A 21,629-nucleotide genomic window follows, 5' to 3' on the forward strand; every position below is an offset into this window, starting at 1 on the left:
GTGGATCGCCGGTAGGCTGTTGTGCCGGTGTGCGCTCGCGCGCCGGTTCGACTGTCACCACCTTCACCTGGGGGTCCCGTGGGCTCTGTGATCAAGAAGCGCCGCAAGCGTATGGCCAAGAAGAAGCACCGCAAGCTGCTCAAGAAGACCCGCATCCAGCGGCGTAACAAGAAGTAGCCGAGACGGAGCGCGCACCGGTCCCGAGGGACCGGGCGACCGTCGAACACGCACACCCCCGGCGAGGCGTCGATGACTCGTACCGTGCTGGTCACGGGTGTCCGCGGTCACATCGGCGCCCGTGTGGCGGCCGCGCTCGCGGGCGATCCGGAGATCGACCGCGTCATCGGCGTGGACACCGCGCCGCCGCCGGCCCCTCGTGGGCGGGACGGCGAGCAGGACGGCCCGGTGCCCGGCCGCACCGAGTTCGTCCACGTCGCGCTGCGCGGTCCGGACCTGGTACGGGTCATCCGGGACGCCGACGTCGACACGGTCGTGCACCTCAGCCTGGTCAGCGGCAGCGGCCGCGGCGACCGCCGGGCGGGCGGGACCGGCGGTGGCCGGTCGGCCATGAAAGAGCACAACGTCATCGGCACGATGCAGTTGCTCGCGGCCTGCCAGCGCTCCGCCACGGTGCGCCGCGTGGTCGTGCGCTCCACCACAGCCGTGTACGGCTCCTCGCCGCACGCTCCCGCCGTGTTCACGGAGGACACCGAGCCCGCCGAGGTCGCGCGCCACGGGTACGCCAGGGACGCCACGGAGGTCGAGACGTACGTCCGGGGCTTCGCCCGGCGGCGACCCGACGTGACGACGACCACGCTGCGGTTCGCCAACCTCATGGGGCCCGGCGTCGACTCGCCGCTCACGCGCTACTTCTCGCAGCCCGTGCTGCCCACCGTGCTCGGCTTCGATCCGCGGCTGCAGTTCGTCCACGAGGACGACGCCGTCGAGGTGCTGTGCCGTACGGCCGGGGCCGACCATCCCGGTGTGTTCAACGTGGCGGGCGACGGCGTCCTGCTGCTCTCGCAGTGCGCGCGGCGCACGGGCCGGGCGGTGGTCCCGCTGCCGTCCCCGGCCTTCCGCCTGGCCGGCGGGCTGGCCAGAGGAGCCCGGCTGGTCGACTTCTCGCCCGAGCAGCTCACGCTTATGAGCCACGGCCGCGCGGTGGACACCGCCAGGATCACCGCCGAGCTGGGCTGGCGCCCGAAGTACGGCACGGCGGCGGCGTTCGACGACTTCCTGCGGTCCCGGGCGGTCCCGGGCGGCGCCGGCCACCTGCCGCTCGCCGCGGTCGACTGGCTGGCCGATCTCCTGACGAAGCGGTGACCTCGATGGACGACTTCCGGGACCGGCACGCGGCCGGGAACGGCCCTCCGGCCGGACCCGTGGACGGCGACGGATCCGGTGAGCGGCTCGCGGAGCTGTTCGCCTTCCTGCGCCGCAGGATCACCGGTGACTACGAGGTCGACGAGTTCGGCTTCGACCCCGAGCTGAACGACCGGGTGCTGCTGGAGGCGCTGCGCCCGCTCTACCGGCACTGGTTCAGGACCGAGACCCTCGGCCTGGAGAACGTGCCGGCCGACGCCGGGGCCCTGATCGTGGCCAACCACTCCGGCACGCTGCCGGTGGACGCGCTGATGCTCCAGGTCGCGGTCAACGACGAGCTGGGCCGGCCGCTGCGCCTCCTCGGCGCCCACCTGGTCTACCAGCTTCCCGTGCTCGGGCATCTGGCCCGCAAGTCGGGGCACACGCTCGCCTGCCCCGAGGACGCCGACCGCCTGCTGCGCAAGGGCGAGGTCGTCGGCGTCTTCCCCGAGGGGTTCAAGGGCATCGGCAAGCCGTTCTCCGAGCGCTACCGGCTGCAGAGGTTCGGCCGGGGCGGGTTCGTCGCCTCGGCGATCAGGGCCGGTGTGCCGATCGTCCCGTGCGCCATCGTGGGGGCGGAGGAGATCTACCCCAAGATCGGTGACCTTCCGTCGCTCGCGCGCCTGCTCGGCCTGCCCTACCTGCCGATCACGCCGTTGTTCCCCTGGCTCGGGCCGCTCGGCCTGGTCCCGCTGCCGTCGAAGTGGCTGATCGAGTTCGGCGAGCCGGTCCGCACCGACGCCTACGACCCGGAGGAGGCCGACGACCCCGCCGTGGTCTTCGACCTCACCGACCACGTCCGGGAGACCATGCAGCGGCGGCTCGACGCCCTGCGGCTGCGCCGCGGGGCCGCGTTCCCCCCGATCTGAGGTCCCCGGCTCCAGGAGTCAGAGGGGGGTTCAGAGGGTGGAGCGGTAGTGACGGCGCAGGGCGATGCCGGCGGCGACGCCGCCCGCGATGGCCCCCGCCGTCGCCGCGATCGGCAGCCCGATCATCGTCGCCTTCCGGCCCGTGCGGAAGTCGCGGGTCTCCCAGCCGTTGTCCCTGGCGTGCTCGCGCAGCTCGCTGTCGGGGTTGATGGCGTACGGATGGCCCACGAGCGAGAGCATCGGCAGGTCGTTGGACGAGTCGCTGTAGGCCGAGCACCGGCTGAGGTCGAGGCCCTCACGCCGGGCCAGTGCCCGTACGGCTTCGGCCTTGGCCGGGCCGTGCAGCAGGTCGCCGACCAGCCGCCCGGTGTAGGCGCCGTCGGCGGTCTCGGCGACCGTGCCGAGCGCGCCGGTGAGTCCGAGCCGCTGCGCGATGACCCGGGCCAGCTCCACCGGGGTCGCGGTGACCAGCCACACCCGCTGCCCGGCGTCGAGATGCGCCTGGGCCAGCGCGCGGGTGCCCGCCCACACGCGGTCGGCCATCACGTCGTCGTAGATCTCCTCGCCCAGCCGGACGACCTCGTCCACCTTGAGCCCCGCGACGAAGGCGAGGGCCATCTCCTTGGCCCTGGCGATGTGCTCGGGGTTCTCGTTGCCCCGGACGCGAAACCACGCCTGCCCGACCGCGAACTTCGCCAGGTCGCGGGTGGTGAACAGGCCGCGCGAGGCGAGCCCGCGCGCGAAGTGGTAGATGGAGGCGCCGCGCATCATGGTGTTGTCGACGTCGAAGAACGCCGCCGCGGTCAGATCCGGCACGACCTCGGGGGCGGACACCGCCGCGGCGGCGGCCACCTCACCGGCGATCTCCGCCGCTTCCCTCCGTCGCAATAGCCGCCTCATCAAGATCCTCCGTGGGAACCCCCGCCTTCAGGCGGGGGAGGAATCGGACCCCTTGCGGAGCAGGGCAGGGGCAGGCGGTTCGCCGCAAGGCGAATCGCCGTACGAACAAACATGCGATCGTCAGCTGATCGGGTGGCATGATGTGCGGCGTGGCGCAGACGGTGAAGCGGGCCTACAAGTACCGTTTCTATCCCACCCCCGAGCAGGCCTGCGAGCTTGCCCGGACGTTCGGGTGTGTGCGCCTGGTCTACAACAAGGCGCTGGAGGAACGTACCCGCGCCTTTACCCTGGAAGGCCGCCGCGTCTCCTACGCCGAGTCCTCGGCCGCGTTGACGGCATGGAAGCGCGAGGAGGAACTGGCGTTCCTCAACGGGGTGTCCAGTGTGCCGTTGCAGCAGGCACTCCGGCACCTGCAGGCAGCCTTCGCGAACTTCTTCGCCAAGCGGGCCAAACACCCCACCTTCAAGTCGCGCAAGAAGTCGCGGGCGTCGGCCGAATACACCCGCTCGGCGTTCCGCTACCGCGACGGACAGCTCACGCTGGCCAAGATGGACGCCCCGCTGGACATCGTGTGGTCGCGTCCACTCCCGCAGGGGGCGCAGCCGTCCACGGTGACCGTGAGCAGGGACGCGGCCGGGCGGTGGTTCGTGTCCCTCCTGGTGGAGGAGACGATCCGCCCCCTCACCCCCACTGGAAATGCGGTCGGCCTGGATGCGGGGATCACCAGCCTGGTGGCCCTGTCCCACCCGATCGACGATCTGACCGACCAGGACGGCAGGGTCGCCAATCCCCGGCACGAGCGGGCCGACCGGCGCAGACTGGCCAAGGCCCAGCGCTCGCTGGCCCGCAAAGCGGCGGGCAGCGCGAACCGGGCCAAGGCCCGGCTGAAGGTTGCCCGCGCCCACGCCCGGATCAGTGACCGGCGCCGGGACTTCCTGCACAAACTCAGCACTCGGCTCGTCCACGAGAACCAAGTGGTCGTGATCGAGGACCTGACCGTCCGCCACATGGTCAAGAACCACTCCCTCGCCCGCGCCATCTCCGACGCCTCCTGGCGGGAACTGCGCTCGATGCTGGCGTACAAGACGGCCTGGTACGGGCGAGAACTGGTCGTGATCGACCGGTGGTTTCCCTCTTCCAAGCTGTGCTCGGCCTGCGGGACCCTGGCCGAGTCGATGCCGTTGCACGTCCGGACCTGGGCGTGCGCCTGCGGCGCGGTCCATGACCGGGATGTCAACGCCGCCAGGAACATCCTCGCCGCCGGGCTGGCGGAGAGCTGAAACGCCTGTGGAGCTGGTGTAAGACCTCAACGGAGTCCTCCGAGCGGGCAACCGGCGGCGAAGCAGGAAGACCAACCTGTGAGGGTTGGAATCCCCTGCCTTCACGGAGGGGAAGATGTCAACAGCTTAACCGCCGGACACCGTCCCGAACGTGAGCGGGACATGACGTGTCAGCGTCCGGAAGCCGTGAAGGCGTCGATGTAATGCAGGTACTGCGCGGCCTTGTCGCGGTTCTCGCCGTCGAGTTTCGGCAGCAGCGGCTCCACCACCCTGCGCTGCTGACGCGCGAACCGCCGCGCCTCGCCGTCGGCCCGGTCGCGCTGCGCCACCCGGGTCAGCGCGGCCCTGGTCTTCGTCTCCATGTCGTCGAGCGTCTGGGCGATCAACCGGCGGCGGTCGGGGGCGGCCTGGCCGATCAGCGAGGCGGCCTCCGCCGCCCGCAGCCGGGCCGCGGCCATCTCCCGCTCCGCCCGGTCCCTCTCGTCGTAGGCCAGGACGAGCACGGTCGACTCGGCCACCCGCTTCAGCGGGTACAGCACCTGCCCGGGCACCGCGTGGTACGTGTGCACGCCGGTGGCGAACATCCCGGCCAGCGCGGCGCCGAAGACCAGGACGGGACGCACCCGGACGAGGAGGGATCGGCGGGGACGGGCACGCCGGCTCCCGGCGTGGGCGGCGGGGGGAGCCGCGTGCCTCCCGGCGGCGCGTTCGGCGGCGTGGGCGCGCATGAGATCGGCCCGCAGGCTCTCGCGGAAGTCGGGGCTCGGGCCGCCGTTCACCAGGGACCGCAGGGCCGTCATCCGCGCGGCGATCCGCCGGGTGCGGGCCGCGGTCCGGCCGCCCTTCCGGCGCCAGGGTCGCCACCAGCCCATCACGGTTCCCGCCATCCCCCGCTCGACGTCGGCGACTGTGTCCCGGCCGGATCGACCGTCCTGCGAGGATCCGACCTGCGACATGCCCAACGACAGGGTGTGGGAATGGTTACGGGCTGTCAGCGAGATCGTCCGGGAGCGCCCGGGCGAGCGCCCTGATCGCCCGGAACTGCAGAGCCTTGATCGCTCCGGACTTCTTGCCCATGATCTTCGCCGTCTCCGCGAGCGACATGCCCTCCACGAACCGCAGGATCACGCATTCCTGCTGCTCCGGGCCGAGTTGCTTGAGCGCCTGCATGAGGCGCTCGTTCACCATGTTCGTGACGACCGCGTTCTCGGGGATGTGCGGGCCGTCCAGAGGTGTGTCGAGAATCACTGCGGTGGTGACCTCAAGCCGGTTGCGGCCCGACTTGTAGTGATCGGTGATGAGGTTGCGGGCGATGGTGACGAGCCAGGCGCCGAAGTCGCGGCCCTGCCAGGTGAAGTCGGCGATGCCCCGCAGCGCGCGCAGGAAGGTGTCGCTCGTCAGGTCCTCGGCCAGCGCGTGGCTGCCCACCCGGAAGTAGACGTACCGGTAGACCAGGTCGAGGTAATGGTCGTAGAGAAGGCCGAACGCCTCGCTGTCGCCGGTCTTGGCGCGCAGCACGAGGCTTCGCATCTCGTCGTCTTCATGGTCGTGTTCGTGGCTGTGCTCGCGGCCGTGTCGCCGGCCGCGCTCGGTGAGATCCGCGGAGCGCGAGGGCTGCGCGGATACGGCGGCGGCCGGAGGCGACAGCCCGGCCAACGGCCACAGGTTCGGCATCCGTTATCCCATGGGGGAAGGGGAGTCGGCGTGCGGCAACACTCTAGAAATCAACGAGGGATAACACAATCCGTTCAAGTGGAAGAACTCGCCGCGGGAGGGCGGGCCCGCCGTGGCACGCGGCGCCGGCGGCGCCCGGGCGCCCGTCGGAGCGCTGGTCGGGGCGCTGGTCAGGATGCTGATCCGGGACGGGACGGAACGAACTCCGCGAGAGCCGGAGACCCGCCGGCGGCGCCGGATCACCCACCCGTACAAGGCGACCGGCTACCCGTGCGAAGGCGTTGTCAGGCAGCATGGGTGCCACCATGGAAGTCCTCGTCGCTCTCCTCGCGTTCGCCGGCGCCCTGCTCGCCGGCATCACCACCGGCGTCCTCGTCGGGCGTCTCCGTGACGAGCCGGCCGGATGGCTGATCGCGTGGAGCATCGCCACGGGCGCGCTCGCGGTGTCGCTCGGCGCCGTCGCCGTCGGCCACCTCACCGGCTTCGGGCCCCTGACGTTCCGGGTCTACCAGATCACCGGGTCGCTGCTGGCCCCGCTGTGGCTGGCCGTCGGCGTGCTCCAGCTTCTCGCGGAGAAGGCGGCGGCCCGCTTCGCCGGGTGGCTGCTCGGCGCCGCTCTCACGGTCGTGGGCACGGTCATCATGGTGCTGGACCCCATCGTGGCCTCGGGGTTCGCCAAGGCGCTGCCCGACGGTCCCACTCACTGGGACCTGTGGCCCGAGTGGCTGCTGCGGGGCGTCCACGGCCTGGTGGTGTTCCTGCTCCTCCTCGCCCTCGGCATCGCGCTGATGAGCTGGCGGGACGGCGACGACTACGACGCGGACAACATGAACGCGACCGTGGTGATCGCGCCCGCGGGCATGGCCGTCGCGGGTGCGCTGGAGTTCGGGCTCCCGGGGCTGGTCGTCGTCGTGCTCATGGCGGCCGCCGCCGGGGGCGTCTGGTACGCCGTGGCCCGTCCGCTCGCGCCGTACGACGACGAGGACGAGGAGGACGAGGCGCCCGAGGAGGAGTGGCAGGGCCGGCGCGGCGGGCGGGCCGACACCGCCCTGCGCGCCGAGAGCCGCGTGCCCTCCGCGCCCTCGGGTCCGAACGTCGCGTCGGGAGGCCCCGGTGGCTTGGGAAACCCGGGTGCCCTGGGCGCGGCGGCGGGTGCGGCAGGAGCGGCGGGGGCGGTCCCGCCCGGCGCCGCGCCGCGCCGCTCGGGGCTGGGCGACCTGGTGGCCGAATACCGCGCGGGCGAGCAGGGCGAGGTCGACTACGCGGCCCGCATGCGTCCTCCGGACGCACGCCCGGACGGCCGCTCCGACATCCGCCCGGACGGACGCCCGCTCGCCGACGATTTCGGCGGGCCCGCGACCGGCCAGCTTCTGGCCGCCGACCAGTACGGCCAGCCGCGCCGGCCCGACTACGCGATGCCCGCCACGCCCGCCATGCCCGCCATGCCCGCCGGCCCGGGGGCCGCGCCGGACCGGGCGATGCCCGCGACGGGGGCGCTCTATCCGGGGGCGCCATCGGGCGCCACCCCCGTGGGTGGGGCGGAGCTGCCCAGCCCGGCCGACCTCGCGGCGAGCTTCGGCGTGGGCTTCGGCCGGTCCCGGCAGGGCGTGAGCCCCGAGGGAGCGCAGCAGGCGGGCCGTCCGGCCCGGCAGGGGGGCTCGGTGAGGCCGTCCCCCGGCATCTACGGCCTGCTGACCGTGTTCACGCTGCTCGACGGCTCGGGAGAGGCGTTCGACAAGCTGGCGGAGGAGACGGTGGAGGCCGTGCAGCGCAACGAGCCCGACACGCTGCTGTTCGTCTGCCACGCGGTGAAGTCGGCCCCGCTCCAGCGCATCGTCTACGAGCTCTACCGCGACGAGGTCGGCTACGGCGAGCACCAGCGGCAGCCGCACATGGAGCGGTTCACCACCGAGCGGGTGAAGTACGTGCTGGCCGCCAACGTCATCGAACTCGCCGTCAACGCCGCCAAGGTCGTCCCGCTCCCCACCCGCATGTGAGCGGGGACGGGCCGGTCTCCGCGACCCCCGTCTCCGTTCGGCGGCCGCGGGGGCCGGTTGCGATCGGGAGCCGGCGTCAGCGGGCGAGGGCGGCGCGGAGGCGGGTCTCGTCGACCCTCCAGTAGGTGTGCTGGACGCCGTCGACCAGCACGACCGGGATCATCTCCCAGTATTCGGCCTCGTCCTCCGGTGAGGCGGTGATGTCGCGCTCCTCCCACGCGACGCCGAGCTCGCCCGCCACCCGCTCGACGACCGCCCGGGCGTCGTCGCAGAGATGACAGCCGGGCTTGCCGAGCAGGGTGATCCGGTGATCCGCAGGAGCCATGCGGTCAGCGTAGTCACGCTCCCGGCGTCCCCACGATCCCGGGCGCCGCGATCACTGGCGTCACGACCCCGGCGGACCCGGATCGGCGACCGGCGCACCCTCCTGGGACGCTGGAGAGCACGATCGACTTTGTGCATAGCTTCACAAAGGCACTAACCTGGATTCATTCCGTCGCATCCACCCTTGCGGCCGGGGGCGCACCGGCCGTCCGTCCCCCTGGAGTTCCGGCAAGTGATCCGCCGTATCCCGCAGGCACGCGATCGCGGTATCCCCGACGCCACCGTGGCGAGGCTGCCGCTCTATCTGCGTGCCCTGAACGGGATGGCCGAGCGGGGCACGCCGACGGTGAGCTCGGAGGACCTGGCGGTCGCCGCGGGCGTCAACTCGGCCAAGCTCCGCAAGGACCTCTCCCATCTCGGGTCGTACGGCACCCGGGGCGTCGGCTACGACGTGCAGTACCTCATCTACCAGATCTCGCGTGAGCTTGGTCTCACCCAGGACTGGGCGGTGGCGATCGTGGGCGTCGGAAACCTCGGCCGGGCGCTGGCCAACTACGGCGGGTTCGCCTCCCGCGGATTCCGCATCGCGGGCCTGCTCGACGCCGACCCGCACGTGGTCGGCGACCGCATCGCCGGTCTCGTCGTCGAGCACGCCGACGAGCTGGAGACGGTGATCAGGCAGCGCGGCGTGTCGATCGTGGTGATCGCCACCCCCGCCGCGCCGGCCCAGCAGGTGTGCGACCGTGTCATCGCGGCCGGCGTCACCAGTATTTTGAACTTCGCCCCCGTCGTCCTGGCTGTGCCTGACGGCGTAGATGTCCGTAAAGTCGATTTATCTATCGAACTGCAGATACTTGCGTTCCACGAGCAGCGCAAGGCTAATGGAGGACCCATCATGGCCGAGGAGTGGCCGGACGGGGTGGTCATGTGAGTGAGCCATCAGTGGGAGCGAGCTCATGAGTATCCTCGTCGTCGGCCTGAGCCACCGGACCACCCCGGTCGCCCTGCTCGAACGCGTGACGGTCAGTGGTGACGCCCTCGTCAAGCTGCTGCACGACCTGCAGGCCGACGAGAACGTGTCCGAGGCGCTGGTCGTCTCCACCTGCAACCGCGTCGAGGTCTACGCCGCGGTCGACCGCTTCCACGGCGGCCTCGGCGCCGTGACGGGCCTGCTCGCCGCGCACTCCGGCCTGCCGCACGAGCGGCTCGCGCCGCACCTCTACGTGCACTACGAGGACCGGGCGGTCCAGCACCTGTTCACGGTCGCCTGCGGCCTCGACTCCATGGTCGTGGGCGAGGGGCAGATCCTCGGCCAGATCAGGACCGCCCTCCGCCTGGCGCAGGAGGAGGGCACCGCCGGGACGACCCTCAACGAACTGGCCCAGCACGCGCTGCGGGCCGGCAAGCGGGCGCACGCCGACACCGGCATCGACCGGGCCGGCGCCTCGCTCGTCGGGGTCGGCCTGACGCTCGCCGAGCGGGTCCTCGGGCCGATCGCCGGCCGGCGCGCCCTGGTCGTCGGCGCGGGCTCGATGAGCGCGCTGTCCGCCGCGACCCTCTCCCGCGCGGGCGTGACCGACATCGTCATCGCCAACCGCACCCGGGAGCGGGCCGAGCGGCTCGCCGAGACGGTCGGCGGGCGCGCCGCGGACCTGGCCGGCATTCCCGCCGAACTGGCCGCGGCCGACCTCGTGATCTCCTGCGTCGGCGCCGGAACCCGCACGATCGACCCCGAGATGATCGGCGCCCGCGAGCGGCCGCTGTTCCTGCTCGACCTCGCGCTGCCCCACGACGTGGACCCCGGCGTACGGGACCTGCCCGGCGTGACGCTCGTCGACCTGGAGTCGATGCAGCAGGACGGCGTGGGCGACGACGTCGCCGACGGCGGCCGGGCCGAGGCGATCCGGGAGGTCGGGCGCATCGTGACCGAGGAGGTCACGGCCTACCTGCACGCGGAGCGCGCCGCGCTGGTCACCCCCACGGTCGTGGCCCTGCGCAGCAAGGCCGCCGGAGTGGTGGAGGCCGAGATGGGCCGGCTGATGGCCCGCCTGCCCGGCCTCGACGGGCGGACCCGCGACGAGGTCACCCAGACCGTGCGGCGGGTCGTGGACAAGCTGCTCCACGAGCCGACCGTACGGGTGAAGCGGCTGGCCGCGGCGCCGGGCGGCGACCAGTACGCCGAGGCGCTGCGCGAGCTGTTCGGCCTCGCCCCGAACGCGCCCGACGCCGTGTCGTGTCTCGACAGCCTGGACGGCCTGGAGACCTTGGAGAACCTGGACAGCCTGAGGAGCCTCGACGGCATGCGGAGCCCGAACAGCCCGGAGGTGGAGCGATGAGCACGCCTCTTCGTCTCGGCACCCGCAGGAGCCTGATGGCGACCACCCAGTCGGGGATCGTCGCCGACCGGCTGACCGCCCTGACCGGCCGGGAGGTCGAGCTCGTCGGCGTCACGACGTTCGGCGACGTCTCCCGGGCCCACCTGACCCAGCTCGGCGGCACCGGCGTCTTCGTGAACGACCTGCGCGGGCGGCTGCTCGCCGGCGAGGTCGACTTCGCGGTCCACTCGCTCAAGGATCTGCCGACCAAGCAGGACGAGCGCATCGCGCTCGCGGCCATCCCCGAGCGGGACGACCCCCGCGACGCGCTGGTCGGTCCGGTGCGGCTGCGCGACCTGCCCGCCGGAGCGCGCGTCGGCACCGGGTCGCCGCGCCGGGTGGCCCAGCTGCGCCTGCTCCGGCCGGATCTCGAATACGTCCCCATCAGGGGAAACGCGGACACCCGCATCGGCAAGGTGACGTCGGGCGAGCTCGACGCCGTCGTGCTGGCCGCCGCCGGGCTGGCCAGGATCCGCCGGGACGGGGAGATCGCCCAGGTGTTCGAAGTCGACGAGATGCTGCCCGCTCCCGGGCAGGGCGCCCTCGCCGTCGAGTGCCTGGCCGACCGTGACGATCTCATCGAACTGCTGAGCGCCGTCGACGACCCGCTGACGCGGGCCGCGGTGGCCGCCGAACGTTCGGTGCTCGCCGCCCTCGAGGCCGGTTGCGCGGCCCCGGTAGGTGCTTTCGCCTCCGGTGACGGGCACATTCTCAGTCTGACCGCAACCGTCGTCGACGTCGACGGCGCACGGTCGGTGCGCAAGTCCACCTCCGGACCTTCTCCGGCGGCAGTGGAACTCGGCCGTGAACTCGCGGCAGCCATGATCGCCGAAGGGGCCGACACGTTGATGGGGGAGCAGGCCCATTGAGCCCCGCCGATCACAGCACCCAGGCCCGATCCGGGTTCGTCGCCTTCGTGGGCGCCGGTCCCGGTGACGAGAACCTGCTCACACTACGCGGCGCCGACCTGCTGAGCAGGGCCGACGTCGCCGTCCTCGACCGCCGGGCGTACGGACCGCTGCTGCGTCACTGCCGCGAGGACGTAGAGGTCGTCGACATCGCCGCCGACGCGGCGGAGAACTCGGTGTCGCTGAAGACCATCCAGGCCGCCAAGGCGGGCCGCACCGTGGTGCGGCTGTGCTCGGGCGACCCGTCCTTCTTCTCCTCCGTCACCGACGAGGTGGCCGCCTGCGCCAAGGCGGACGTCGACTTCGAGATCGTGCCCGGCGTGCCGCCGGCCACGGCCGTGCTGACGTACGCCGGCATCCCGCCCGCGGCGTCGGCGCCGGAGTTCCGGATCGTGGACGCCGCGCAGGTGGACGACTGGGCGAGGCACGCCGACTGCGCGGGCACCCTCGTGATCTACAACGGTGTCGCGGACGCGGTCCCGATCAGCAAGGCGCTGATCGGGGGCGGCAAGCCCGACTCGACGCCGGTGGCGGTCACCAGCGACGGCACCACCACCGAGCAGTACACGGTGGTCTCCACGCTCGGGCGGCTCGGTCCCGACCTCAAGCATGCCGGGATGACCGAGCCCGCGTTGATCGTCGTCGGCGACGCCGTCGGAATGCGCGACCGCCTGTCGTGGTTCGAGACCAAGTCGCTGTTCGGCTGGCGGGTCCTGGTGCCGCGCACCAAGGAGCAGTCGAAGGGCCTGTCGGAGCAGCTCCGCTCGTACGGCGCGGTGCCCGAGGAGGTGCCGACGATCTCCGTCGAGCCGCCCCGCACCCCGCAGCAGATGGACCGCGCCATCAAGGGCCTGGTCACCGGACGCTACGAGTGGGTCGCCTTCACCAGCGCCAACGCCGTCAAGGCCGTGCGCGAGAAGTTCGAGGAGTACGGCCTGGACGCCCGCGCGTTCGCCGGGCTCAAGGTCGCCGCGGTCGGCGACGCCACGTCGCGGGCGCTGGTGGAGTTCGGTGTGAAGCCCGACCTCATGCCGACGGGCGAGCAGTCGTCCGAGGGCCTGCTGGCCGAGTGGCCGCCGTACGACTCGATGCTCGACCCGATCAACCGGGTGCTGCTGCCGAGGGCCGACATCGCGACCGAGACGCTGGTCGCGGGGCTGACCCAGCTCGGCTGGGAGTGCGACGACGTCACGGCCTACCGCACCGTGCGGGCCGCGCCGCCGCCCGCCCCGATCCGCGAGGCGATCAAGGGCGGCGGGTTCGACGCCGTGCTGTTCACGTCGTCCTCGACCGTACGGAACCTCGTCGGCATCGCCGGCAAGCCGCACAACGTCACGGTGATCGCGGTCATCGGGCCGCAGACGGCCAAGACGGCCGAGGAGTTCGGCCTGCGGGTCGACGTGATGGCCGACAGGCCGTCCGCCTCGGCCCTCGCCGCCGCGCTGGCGGACTACGGTGCGAAGATGCGCCACGCCGCGGTGTCGGCGGGCGAGGTGCCCCGCCGCCCCTCCCAGATGCGCCGGGGCGCGCGGCGCAGGGTGAAGTAGAAGCGCGCGAAGTAGAAGCGCGAGTGGATGTGATTCGCGCGCGGCCCGCGGGACGATCCCGCGGGCCGGCGCGGTCCAGAGCGGGGAGATCGTTGTGAACGCCCGATACCCGGTGGCGCGGCCCCGGCGGCTGCGCCGCACCGCCGCGATGCGGCGGATGGTCGCGGGGACGCGGCTGCATCCGGCCGAGTTCATCCTGCCCGTGTTCGTCAAGGAGGGCATCGCCGAGCCGCAGCCGGTGGGCTCCATGCCGGGGGTCGTCCAGCACACCCGCGAGTCGCTGCGCAAGGCCGCCCACGAGGCGGCGGAGGCGGGCGTCGGCGGGATCATCCTGTTCGGCGTCCCGGCGCACAAGGACGCCCGGGGCTCGGGCGCCGACGACCCCGACGGGATCGTCCAGGTGGCCCTGCGCGACCTCGCCGCCGACCTGGGCGACGCGCTGGTCCTGATGACCGACACCTGCCTGGACGAGTACACCGACCACGGTCACTGCGGCCTGCTGACCGCCGACGGCGAGGTGGACAACGACGCGACGCTGGAGCGGTACGCGTCGGCGGCGGTAGCCCAGGCGGCGGCCGGCAGCCAGATGATCGCGCCGAGCGGCATGATGGACGGCCAGGTGGAGGCCATCCGCGCGGCCCTCGACGGCAACGGCTTCGCCGAGATCCCGATCCTCGCCTACGCGGCCAAGTACGCCTCCGGGTTCTACGGGCCGTTCCGCGACGCCGCCGAGTGCGCGCCGCAGTTCGGCGACCGCAGCGCCTACCAGCAGGACCCGGCCGGCCCGGTCGGCGAGGCGCTGCGCGAGGTGCGCCTCGACCTGGCCGAGGGCGCGGACGCCGTCATGGTCAAGCCCGCCCTGGCCTACCTCGACATCCTGCGCCAGGTGCGCGACCTGGTCGAGGTGCCCGTCGCGGCCTACCAGGTCAGCGGTGAGTACGCGATGGTCGAGGCCGCGGCGGCCAACGGCTGGATCGACCGCGAGCGGATGATCATGGAGTCGCTGGTCGCGATCCGCCGTGCCGGGGCCGACATGATCCTCACGTACTGGGCCACGGAGGTCGCCCGGGCACTATCCTGACCTCTCATCAGGGCCCTGCCAGGCGAGGGAAATCAGCAGGTACGTACCATCGTGCCTATCGCAGGGCGGCGGCGGCGACGGAATGTCCGGCGCACGCCGCCGGTTCAAGGCGTGGCCGGGGCAGCGTGGCGAGGCGCCGCCGGGGCCGCGCGGCAGGGCGTGTCTCGTCGGAGACCGCTGAGGTCGCTTGTGGGGAGGAGCGCCATGGTCGGAGTACCGCTGACCCGCCGTGCGAAACGGCGCGCGCATCACGCGCCACCGAAGATGACGTCGGTGCTCGAATACGCCCAGCTGGGCTGGGCGAGCTGTATGGGCGCCCATCCGCTGGCCGAGGGAGGCAGGGCGTGCTCCTGTGACCGGGTGGGCTGTCCCGACCCGGGGATGCACCCGCTGTCGCCTGCCTGGCAGATGCAGGCCACGACGGACAGCGCGCTGCTGACACGGTGGTGGAAGCAGGAACCGGACGCGAACGTGATCCTGCCCACCGGCAGGGTGTTCGACGTGTTCGACGTGGCGGCCGAGGCGGGCCGCCCCACGCTCACGGCCATGGACGCCGCGGGCTTCGACACCGGCCCGGTCGCCGAGAACGGCGACCGGGTGCTTTTTTTCGTGGCCACGCGCGGCGCCCCCGAGGACGAGGACGAGTGGTGGTCCTGCCACCTCGACGCGGGCCCGGAGGTCATCGACAGCACGCCGGGGCTGCGCTGGCACTGCCGGGAGAGCTACGTGCTCGCGCCGCCGTCCACCACGCCGACCGGCGGCGTCGTGAGCTGGATCAGGCCTCCCGACGGGCGTCCCCTGCCCGATCCGCTGCGCGTCCTCGACCTGCTGGCCGACTTCTGCGAGTGACTCTCGCGGATGTTCCCGGTACGACCCGCGCGCCGGCCGGCCCGTAACCTGGAGGGCGTGACACGTACGCAGACCTCCGAGGACCTGTTCGACCGCGCCCGCCGGATCGTCCCGGGCGGGGTGAACTCGCCGGTGCGCGCCTTCGGCGCCGTGGGCGGCACGCCCCGCTTCATGGCTTCCGGTGAGGGGCCGTACATCACCGACGTGGACGGCAACCGCTACGTCGACCTGGTGTGCTCCTGGGGCCCGATGATCCTGGGTCACCGGCATCCGGCGGTCGTGGAGGCGCTGGAGGAGGCCGTCGCACGAGGCTTCTCCTTCGGCACCGCGACCGAGGGGGAGGTCCTGCTCGCCGAGGAGATCGTCGCCCGCGTGGCGCCGGTCGAGAAGGTCCGCCTGGTCAGCTCGGGCACCGAGGCCACCATGTCCGCCGTACGGCTCGCCCGTGGCTTCACCGGCCGGGCGAAGGTCGTGAAGTTCGCCGGCTGCTACCACGGCCACGTCGACGCGCTGCTGGCCTCCGCCGGGTCGGGCGTCGTCACCTTCGGCCTGCCGGACACCCCGGGCGTCACCGGCGCCTCGGCGGCCGACACGATCGTCCTGCCGTACAACTCGGCCGAGGCGGTCGAGGAGGCGTTCCGCACGTTCGACATCGCCTGCGTGATCACCGAGGCGTGCCCGGCGAACATGGGCGTCGTGCCGCCCGCCGACGGCTTCAACGCGCGCCTGCGCGAGCTGTGCACCCAGCACGGCGCGCTGCTGATCGTCGACGAGGTGCTCACCGGCTTCCGCGTCTCCGCCTCCGGCTGGTACGGCGTCGACCCCGTCGAGGCCGACCTCATGACCTTCGGCAAGGTGATGGGCGGCGGGCTGCCCGCCGCGGCCTTCGGCGGACGGGCGGAGGTCATGGCCGCGCTCGCCCCCGAGGGGCCCGTCTACCAGGCCGGGACGCTGTCGGGCAACCCGCTCGCCTGCGCGGCCGGGCTGGCCACGCTGCGCGCCTGCGACGACGACGCCTACGACCGCATCGACGCCTCCGCCCTGGTCATCGGGCGGGCGGCCTCCGACGCGCTGGCCGCCGCCGGAGTGCCGCACCGCCTCCAGCGGGCGGGCAACCTCTTCTCGATCTTCTTCACCGACACCCCGGTCACCGACTTCGAATCGGCCCGCACCCAGAACACCGACGCCTACCGGGCGTTCTTCCACAGCATGCTGGACCAGGGCGTCTACCTGCCGCCGTCGGCGTACGAGGCGTGGTTCCTGTCGGCCGCCCACGACGACGAGGCGCTCACCCAGGTCGCCGAGGCGCTGCCCCTGGCGGCCAAGGCCGCCGCCCAGGCCGCCGGGGCCTGAGAAGGCTCAGGCTCCCGTACGGGTCACGCCACCGTCGACGTGCAGGATCTGGCCCGTCACGAAGCCGGCGTCGTCCGAGACCAGGAAGGCGAGGGCGCCGGCGAGGTCCTCCGGGACGGACTGACGCTTGATGGTCTGCACGGCCGTCACCCGGGCGAACACGCGTAGCCGATGCCCCGGGCCGCCCCGGTCACCACCGCCGTCTTCCCGTCAAGCGCCACGGGTGAACTCCAGCCCGATCTGGTGGGCGATCCCGAAGTAGTCCTCCAGGTGCCACGTCCGCACGATCCGGCCCCCGGCCACCTGGTGGAAGTCCGACGCCCGGAGCTCGACCTCGCGGCCCGTGCCCTCGACGCCGAGCAGCTCCCCGGTGTGCACGCCGCGGCCGACCGAACGCACGGCCACCAGGTCACCCGACTCGACGATGTGCTCGATCACGACGGTCAGGCCGGAGAACACGCCGCGAAGGTGATCGATGCTCTTCTTCCATCCGTCGGGGCCTCCTCCGCTTCGCAGGGCCGGGACGGCCTCCCAGTCAGGTGCGAGGGCCTCGTCGACCAGCGCCGTGTCACCGGTGGCCAGGGCCTCGTAGAAGCGCCGGACCGCCATCTCGTTCTCGGTAGCCATGCGTCCACGGTAGGGACGCGCGTCATGGCTGATCAAAGACCTGTTCCGCACCACGTAATACGCTTCGGGCATGACGGATCTCGACCTGCGGCTGGTGCGCTACTTCACCGTCGTCGCGTCGCACCTGCACTTCGGCCGCGCCGCGGCCGAGTTGCGCGTCGCGCAGCCGTCGCTGAGCCGGCAGATCAGCCGGCTGGAGGCCGAGGTGGGCGCGCGGCTTCTCGACCGTACGCGGCAGGGCACCCGGCTCACCGAGGCGGGAGAGGTCTTCCTCCCGCACGCACAGGCGTTGCTCCGCGCGTCCGAGCAGGCCGTGGCCGTCGCCCGGGCCGCCGCCCAGCCCACGAGGATCACCATCGGCTACACCGCCGGCCGGATCGTCACGCCGGCGGTGCGGGACCTGCGGCACAGGCATCCCGACGCCGACGTACGCACGCTCCACCTCGAATGGAGCGAGCCGCGTGCGGCGCTGCTCGACCGGCGGGTCGACGCGGTGGTCACCCGGCTGCCGCTGCGCACCGGCGGCCTGCGCGTGACGATCCTCTACGACGAGCCGAAGACGCTGCTCGTGCCGATCGGGCACCGGCTGGCCGGCAAGGAGTCGGTCACCCTCGACGACATCGAGGGCGAGCCGATCCCCCGCTTCCCGGATCCCGAGTTCGACGCGTACTGGCGCATCGACCCGCGCCCCGGAGGGCGCCCCGCGCCGGGCGGACCCCCCGTCGAGACCATCGAGGACAAGCTCGAACACATCGCCGCAGGGCAGGCCGTGGCCATCGTCCCGGCCGCCCTGTACGCAGCCGGCATCCGCCCCGACCTCACCACGGTCCCGCTGCGGGGCGTCGAACCGGGTCAGGTCGTCGTGGCGAGCCGGGCCGAGGACCGCGGCCGGCTGGTCGCCGCGTTCCACACGTCAGCCCGCACCCACCTGCACGCCTAGGCCGCCCTACTTCACCAGCTGGTCGAGATCCACCTCGATCGGGAAGGGCACCTGAACCGTCAGGTGCCCATGGTGGATCCCGGTCGGGGTGTACGCACCCGTGGCCGGGTCACGCTCGTACACGTAGACGACGGGACGCCCGTCATGCTCCTCCACCCGCCAGAAGTGCGGGATGCCCGCCTCGGCGTACCGCAGCGGCTTGAGCTTGCGGTCGCGTTCGACCGACTCGGGGGAGACGATCTCGACCACGAGATGGACCTCCCGCGCGGCGTAGAACGTGCGGGCCATGTCCGCCCCGGCCTCGGCATCGATGACCATCACATCCGGGCACGGCCGCGTACGTTCCCCCAGCTTGACGTCCATCCGGTGGACAGCGGTCAGGGCCGCGGGAGCCTGCATGTCCAGACGCGCGGTCAGCCCCTGCACCAGGCGCTGGTGGAGCCGTCTCTGAGGTGCCGCGAGAACGAGCGCTCCATCGATCAGCTCGACGTGGGTGAAAAGGTCAGGCTCTCCGTCCAGGCCCTCGGACGGCAGGTGATCGAGGTCGTCCGCGGTCCATCCGCCTGGGGGTCGGTGCGCGGGTGTGCTCCTCATGCCACGAACTTTAGCGTTCGGATGATGACCGAGAGTGACCGGTTGTCGCGCGGTCGGCGGGAGTGGCGCTGGGGGCGGTGCGGGGGCGGGCGTTGGCGTAGAGGAGGCCGGCGAGGATGAGGGCGCCGGCGGCGATCGTGAGCGGGGAGACGGGCTCCCCGGTGAAGATGGCGGCGGAGGCGAGCCCGAAGACCGGCACCAGCAGGCCGTACGGCGCGACGAGCGAGGCGTCGTACCGGGTCAGGAGCCACCCCCAGACGGCGAACCCGCCGAGGGTCGACAGGAACGCGGTGTAGAGCACGGCGCCCACGCCCTCCACCGTGAACGACCCGAGCGACGACGCGCCCTCGGTCGCCAGGGCCAGTGCCAGGAGGGGCGGCGCCGAGACCGCGCTCACCCACACCATGAAGCGCAGGGAGTCGGGCGGTGCGGCCCTGCGGGTGGCGACGTTGCCGAGGCCCCACCCGGCCGCCGAGGCCACGCACAGCAGGAACGCCCCGAACGGGATCGCCCCCGATTTCGCGACGACGCCTGCCGCGATCAGGCCCAGACCGGCGAAGGCCACGGCCGTGCCGGCGATCCGGCGGCGCCCGAGCCGTTCGCCGAGCAGCGCGGTCGCGAACAGCGCGGTGAAGACCGCCTGCACCTGGATGACCAGCGAGGTCAGCCCGGCCGGCATGCCGGCGCGCATGCCGAGCAGCAACAGGCCGTACTGGGCGACGCCGAGCGACGCGCCGGTGGCCAGCACCCACCGCCAGGGCACGCGCGGTCCTCCGGTGACCAGCACGGCGGGGAAGGCGGCCAGCAGGAACCGGAGGGCGGCGTACGTGAGCGGGGGGTAGTGCCTGAGGCCCGTCTGCATGACGACGAAGTTGCAGCCCCAGACGGCGGCGAGCGCGACGGCCAGGGCCAGGTGGCGGGGACGCATGAATCGGTCGCCCGGAAGGGTCAGCGGGAGGGGCGCCGATCCCGGCTCTGCCTGGCCTGCTTCGCCAGGGTCTCCAGGTAGGAGGTCTGCTCGGAACGGGACGGCTTCGTGAAGAACTTGTTGAAGATTCGCATGGCCAAATCATCGCATCGCTAAACAGTTGAGCACAACCGAGTTTTTCTTACCCGAACGGTTTAGACTGGCTACATGTTGGATCTGAACCGGCTGAAGGCACTGCACGCGGTCGCCGTCTACGGGTCCGTGGGCGCCGCCGCCGAGGCGCTGATGGTGACCCCGTCGGCGATCTCCCAGCAGCTCGCGAAGCTCGAACGGGAGACCGGCGCGGTCCTGATCGAGCGCAACGGCCGCGGTGTGAAGCTCACCGACGCGGCCGGGCTGCTCGCCGACCACGCCGAACGCATCCTCGCCCTCGTGGAGACGGCGGAGGCCGACTTCGAGGCGCTGCGCGGGGAAGTGGTGGGCAAACTGAGCATGGCCGCCTTCCCCACCGCCGCGCGGGGCATCGTGCCGCGCGCCCTCACCACACTGAAGAGACAGCACCCCGACCTCGACCTGCTCGTGTACGAGCGGGAGCCCGAGCGGCAGATCCGCGAGCTGTCACGCGGCGACCTCGATCTCTCCGTGCTCCAGGACTGGCTCAACCGGCCGATGGCCCTGCCGGAGGGGCTGTCGCGCACGGCGCTGCTCGACGACGTGGCCGACGTCGTCGTGCCGGCCGATCACCCGCTGGTGGGCGCCGACCGGGTGCGGCTGAGCGACCTCGACGGCGAGAGCTGGATCAGCTCGACCCCCGGCACGGTCTGCCACGACTTCCTGGTGTTCCTGCTGCGCTCCGAGGAACGGGAGCCGCACATCGTCTGCATGGCCGACGAGTACCCCACCCAGCTCGCGCTGGTCGCCGAGGGCCACGGATGCGCGCTCATCCCGCGGCTCGGCCGGGGACCGCTGCCGGAGGGCGTCGCCGTCCTGGCCGTCCAGCCGCCGCCCGTACGGCGGATCTACGCGGTGTGGCGGACCGACGCCGCGAGGCGTCCGGCGATCCGCGCCGCCGTCGAGGCGCTGCGCTCCGCGTGCCCGGAGCCGTCCGGTGGGTAGGCTGTGCAGGTCATGACAGAGATGACCATCGTTCACCTGCTCCGGCACGGAGAAGTCCACAATCCCCGCGGCGTCCTGTACGGCAGGCTGCCCGGCTACCACCTGTCCGAGACCGGCCGCCGGATGGCCGACGTCGTCGCCAAGGCCGTCGCGGGCAGGGACATCGTCGCGGTCTGGAGTTCGCCGATGGAGCGCGCCCAGGAGACCGCGGAGCCGGCCGCGCAGGCCCTGGGCCTGGAGATCACGACCGACGAGCGGCTCATCGAGGCGGGCAACGTCTTCGAGGGCCTGCGGATGACCGGCGGCGACACCGTCTTCCGCGATCCCCGTTCCTACCGCCACTTCAGGAACCCGTTCCGGCCGTCCTGGGGCGAGCCGTACCGCGAGGTCGTGGCCCGCATGAAGTCGGTGGTGGACGACGCGCGGGCGGCGGCGCGCGGCCACGAGGCGCTGCTGGTCAGTCATCAGCTGCCGATCTGGGTCATCCGGCTCGCCGCCGAGGGCAGGCGGCTGTGGCACGACCCGCGCCGGCGCCAGTGCGCGCTGGCCAGCCTCACCAGCCTGACCTTCGAGGGAAACCGGCTGATCAGCGTCGGCTACAGCGAGCCCGCCGGGGCGCTGCTGCGGGAGGTCGCGCAGCCACAGGGCGAGGCCGCGCTGTTCGAGCAGGCCGACGCGGCCCTCCCGGAGGCGTTGCGCACCCATCCCGGGCAGGCCGGCGTTCCCTCCGAGGCGTCGCGCGTCGATCCCGAGGCGTCACGGGTCGGGCCCGAGGTGTTGCGCGCCGCTCCCGAGGCTCTGCGCGCCGATCCGGAGGCTCTGCGCGTCGATCCCGAGACGGCGGCGGCCGGCCCGGAGGACGAGGAGACGCCCGGCCCGCGAGCGATGCCCGGGGCATGATCGTC

Annotated in this window: 21 protein-coding genes and 2 pseudogenes; 15 read left to right on the plus strand and 8 right to left on the minus strand. The window is 72.4% G+C overall.

Features of this window, described 5'->3' with window-relative positions; translation table 11 throughout:
- Window positions 1-78: 78 nt before the first annotated feature.
- From F5972_RS23120 to F5972_RS23130, 3 genes are all read left to right on the plus strand, one after another.
- Window positions 79-177: a 30S ribosomal protein bS22 gene (locus F5972_RS23120; protein WP_018654693.1), complete on the plus strand. Its 99-nt coding sequence runs from the start codon at window positions 79-81 to the stop codon at window positions 175-177.
- A 72-nt stretch (window positions 178-249) separates the two neighbouring features.
- Window positions 250-1,323 carry an NAD-dependent epimerase/dehydratase family protein gene (locus tag F5972_RS23125; protein ID WP_150935772.1) on the plus strand — a complete coding sequence of 358 codons (1,074 nt, stop codon included), beginning with the start codon at window positions 250-252 and terminating at the stop codon, window positions 1,321-1,323.
- A 5-nt stretch (window positions 1,324-1,328) separates the two neighbouring features.
- The gene (locus F5972_RS23130) at window positions 1,329-2,231 is read left to right on the plus strand and encodes a lysophospholipid acyltransferase family protein (protein WP_150935774.1); all 903 of its coding nucleotides are present in this window, start codon (window positions 1,329-1,331) and stop codon (window positions 2,229-2,231) included.
- 30 nt (window positions 2,232-2,261) lie between these two features.
- Here the strand turns inward: F5972_RS23130 and F5972_RS23135 are convergent, their stop codons facing one another.
- Window positions 2,262-3,131, minus strand: coding sequence for an HAD family hydrolase (locus F5972_RS23135; protein WP_150935776.1), 870 nt, complete (start codon window positions 3,129-3,131; stop codon window positions 2,262-2,264).
- A 149-nt stretch (window positions 3,132-3,280) separates the two neighbouring features.
- Between F5972_RS23135 and F5972_RS23140 the strand changes: the two are divergent.
- Window positions 3,281-4,513, plus strand: a pseudogene (locus tag F5972_RS23140) (RNA-guided endonuclease InsQ/TnpB family protein); the annotation flags it as partial.
- A gap of 68 nt (window positions 4,514-4,581) precedes the next feature.
- Here the strand turns inward: F5972_RS23140 and F5972_RS23145 are convergent.
- Both F5972_RS23145 and F5972_RS23150 read right to left on the minus strand, forming a co-directional pair.
- Window positions 4,582-5,367, minus strand: a complete 786-nt coding sequence (locus F5972_RS23145; protein WP_150935780.1) for a DUF5667 domain-containing protein — start codon at window positions 5,365-5,367, stop codon at window positions 4,582-4,584.
- A 25-nt stretch (window positions 5,368-5,392) separates the two neighbouring features.
- Window positions 5,393-6,085, minus strand: coding sequence for a sigma-70 family RNA polymerase sigma factor (locus tag F5972_RS23150; protein WP_150935782.1), 693 nt, complete (start codon window positions 6,083-6,085; stop codon window positions 5,393-5,395).
- Window positions 6,086-6,390: 305 nt separating this feature from the next.
- Here F5972_RS23150 and F5972_RS23155 point away from each other — a divergent pair, with 305 nt between their 5' ends.
- Complete coding sequence (locus F5972_RS23155) at window positions 6,391-8,082, plus strand: putative quinol monooxygenase (RefSeq protein WP_150935784.1); 1,692 nt, start codon at window positions 6,391-6,393, stop codon at window positions 8,080-8,082.
- 76 nt (window positions 8,083-8,158) lie between these two features.
- Here the strand turns inward: F5972_RS23155 and F5972_RS23160 are convergent, their stop codons facing one another.
- Window positions 8,159-8,407, minus strand: a complete 249-nt coding sequence (locus F5972_RS23160) for a glutaredoxin family protein (RefSeq protein WP_150935786.1) — start codon at window positions 8,405-8,407, stop codon at window positions 8,159-8,161.
- Window positions 8,408-8,638: 231 nt separating this feature from the next.
- Here F5972_RS23160 and F5972_RS23165 point away from each other — a divergent pair, with 231 nt between their 5' ends.
- From F5972_RS23165 to hemL, 7 genes are all read left to right on the plus strand, one after another.
- Window positions 8,639-9,337 (plus strand): redox-sensing transcriptional repressor Rex, encoded by a 699-nt coding sequence (locus F5972_RS23165; RefSeq protein WP_111699599.1) that lies wholly within the window; start codon window positions 8,639-8,641, stop codon window positions 9,335-9,337.
- Window positions 9,338-9,362: 25 nt separating this feature from the next.
- Window positions 9,363-10,742, plus strand: coding sequence for a glutamyl-tRNA reductase (locus F5972_RS23170; protein ID WP_150935788.1), 1,380 nt, complete (start codon window positions 9,363-9,365; stop codon window positions 10,740-10,742).
- Window positions 10,739-11,650 (plus strand): hydroxymethylbilane synthase, encoded by a 912-nt coding sequence (hemC, locus tag F5972_RS23175; protein WP_150935790.1) that lies wholly within the window; start codon window positions 10,739-10,741, stop codon window positions 11,648-11,650. The genes F5972_RS23170 and hemC overlap by 4 nt, the downstream gene beginning before the upstream one ends.
- Complete coding sequence (locus tag F5972_RS23180; protein ID WP_150935792.1) at window positions 11,647-13,236, plus strand: bifunctional uroporphyrinogen-III C-methyltransferase/uroporphyrinogen-III synthase; 1,590 nt, start codon at window positions 11,647-11,649, stop codon at window positions 13,234-13,236. The genes hemC and F5972_RS23180 overlap by 4 nt, the downstream gene beginning before the upstream one ends.
- Window positions 13,237-13,330: 94 nt before the next feature.
- Entirely contained in the window at window positions 13,331-14,317 is a 987-nt protein-coding gene (gene hemB, locus F5972_RS23185; protein WP_150935793.1) for a porphobilinogen synthase, read from the plus strand.
- 204 nt (window positions 14,318-14,521) lie between these two features.
- Window positions 14,522-15,166 carry a bifunctional DNA primase/polymerase gene (locus F5972_RS23190; protein WP_150935795.1) on the plus strand — a complete coding sequence of 215 codons (645 nt, stop codon included), beginning with the start codon at window positions 14,522-14,524 and terminating at the stop codon, window positions 15,164-15,166.
- Window positions 15,167-15,223: 57 nt separating this feature from the next.
- A complete protein-coding gene (gene hemL / locus F5972_RS23195; RefSeq protein ID WP_225311763.1) occupies window positions 15,224-16,519 on the plus strand; it encodes a glutamate-1-semialdehyde 2,1-aminomutase in 1,296 nt (431 codons plus the stop codon).
- Window positions 16,520-16,525: 6 nt separating this feature from the next.
- On the opposite strand, the gene F5972_RS23200 is transcribed toward hemL, so the two are convergent.
- Window positions 16,526-16,681, minus strand: coding sequence for an SDR family oxidoreductase (locus F5972_RS23200; RefSeq protein WP_404803073.1), 156 nt, complete (start codon window positions 16,679-16,681; stop codon window positions 16,526-16,528).
- A gap of 48 nt (window positions 16,682-16,729) precedes the next feature.
- The gene (locus F5972_RS23205; RefSeq protein ID WP_150935799.1) at window positions 16,730-17,146 is read right to left on the minus strand and encodes an ester cyclase; all 417 of its coding nucleotides are present in this window, start codon (window positions 17,144-17,146) and stop codon (window positions 16,730-16,732) included.
- 70 nt (window positions 17,147-17,216) lie between these two features.
- Here F5972_RS23205 and F5972_RS23210 point away from each other — a divergent pair, with 70 nt between their 5' ends.
- Window positions 17,217-18,086: a LysR family transcriptional regulator gene (locus F5972_RS23210; RefSeq protein ID WP_150935801.1), complete on the plus strand. Its 870-nt coding sequence runs from the start codon at window positions 17,217-17,219 to the stop codon at window positions 18,084-18,086.
- Window positions 18,087-18,092: 6 nt separating this feature from the next.
- Here the strand turns inward: F5972_RS23210 and F5972_RS23215 are convergent, their stop codons facing one another.
- Complete coding sequence (locus F5972_RS23215) at window positions 18,093-18,680, minus strand: Uma2 family endonuclease (RefSeq protein WP_150935803.1); 588 nt, start codon at window positions 18,678-18,680, stop codon at window positions 18,093-18,095.
- Window positions 18,681-18,690: 10 nt separating this feature from the next.
- A complete protein-coding gene (locus F5972_RS23220; protein ID WP_150935805.1) occupies window positions 18,691-19,608 on the minus strand; it encodes an EamA family transporter in 918 nt (305 codons plus the stop codon).
- Window positions 19,609-19,815: 207 nt separating this feature from the next.
- Here F5972_RS23220 and F5972_RS23225 point away from each other — a divergent pair, with 207 nt between their 5' ends.
- Complete coding sequence (locus tag F5972_RS23225) at window positions 19,816-20,724, plus strand: LysR family transcriptional regulator (protein WP_150935806.1); 909 nt, start codon at window positions 19,816-19,818, stop codon at window positions 20,722-20,724.
- 12 nt (window positions 20,725-20,736) lie between these two features.
- Window positions 20,737-21,354: pseudogene (locus F5972_RS23230) on the plus strand (histidine phosphatase family protein); the annotation flags it as partial.
- Window positions 21,355-21,629 lie beyond the last annotated feature (275 nt).

Source organism: Microbispora cellulosiformans (assembly GCF_008728085.1).
GTDB classification, from domain to species: Bacteria; Actinomycetota; Actinomycetes; order Streptosporangiales; family Streptosporangiaceae; genus Microbispora; species Microbispora amethystogenes.

Excerpts from the sequence above, each read along its gene's own strand:
- F5972_RS23125 (WP_150935772.1), top strand. The coding sequence starts at position 250 with ATGACTCGTACCGTGCTGGTCACGGGTGTCCGCGGTCACATCGGCGCC.
- F5972_RS23130 (WP_150935774.1), top strand. The coding sequence starts at position 1,329 with ATGGACGACTTCCGGGACCGGCACGCGGCCGGGAACGGCCCTCCGGCC.
- F5972_RS23135 (WP_150935776.1), bottom strand. The coding sequence starts at position 3,131 with ATGAGGCGGCTATTGCGACGGAGGGAAGCGGCGGAGATCGCCGGTGAG.
- F5972_RS23145 (WP_150935780.1), bottom strand. The coding sequence starts at position 5,367 with ATGTCGCAGGTCGGATCCTCGCAGGACGGTCGATCCGGCCGGGACACA.
- F5972_RS23150 (WP_150935782.1), bottom strand. The coding sequence starts at position 6,085 with ATGCCGAACCTGTGGCCGTTGGCCGGGCTGTCGCCTCCGGCCGCCGCC.
- F5972_RS23155 (WP_150935784.1), top strand. The coding sequence starts at position 6,391 with ATGGAAGTCCTCGTCGCTCTCCTCGCGTTCGCCGGCGCCCTGCTCGCC.
- F5972_RS23160 (WP_150935786.1), bottom strand. The coding sequence starts at position 8,407 with ATGGCTCCTGCGGATCACCGGATCACCCTGCTCGGCAAGCCCGGCTGT.
- F5972_RS23170 (WP_150935788.1), top strand. The coding sequence starts at position 9,363 with ATGAGTATCCTCGTCGTCGGCCTGAGCCACCGGACCACCCCGGTCGCC.
- hemC (WP_150935790.1), top strand. The coding sequence starts at position 10,739 with ATGAGCACGCCTCTTCGTCTCGGCACCCGCAGGAGCCTGATGGCGACC.
- F5972_RS23190 (WP_150935795.1), top strand. The coding sequence starts at position 14,522 with ATGGTCGGAGTACCGCTGACCCGCCGTGCGAAACGGCGCGCGCATCAC.
- F5972_RS23205 (WP_150935799.1), bottom strand. The coding sequence starts at position 17,146 with ATGGCTACCGAGAACGAGATGGCGGTCCGGCGCTTCTACGAGGCCCTG.
- F5972_RS23210 (WP_150935801.1), top strand. The coding sequence starts at position 17,217 with ATGACGGATCTCGACCTGCGGCTGGTGCGCTACTTCACCGTCGTCGCG.
- F5972_RS23215 (WP_150935803.1), bottom strand. The coding sequence starts at position 18,680 with ATGAGGAGCACACCCGCGCACCGACCCCCAGGCGGATGGACCGCGGAC.
- F5972_RS23220 (WP_150935805.1), bottom strand. The coding sequence starts at position 19,608 with ATGCGTCCCCGCCACCTGGCCCTGGCCGTCGCGCTCGCCGCCGTCTGG.
- F5972_RS23225 (WP_150935806.1), top strand. The coding sequence starts at position 19,816 with ATGTTGGATCTGAACCGGCTGAAGGCACTGCACGCGGTCGCCGTCTAC.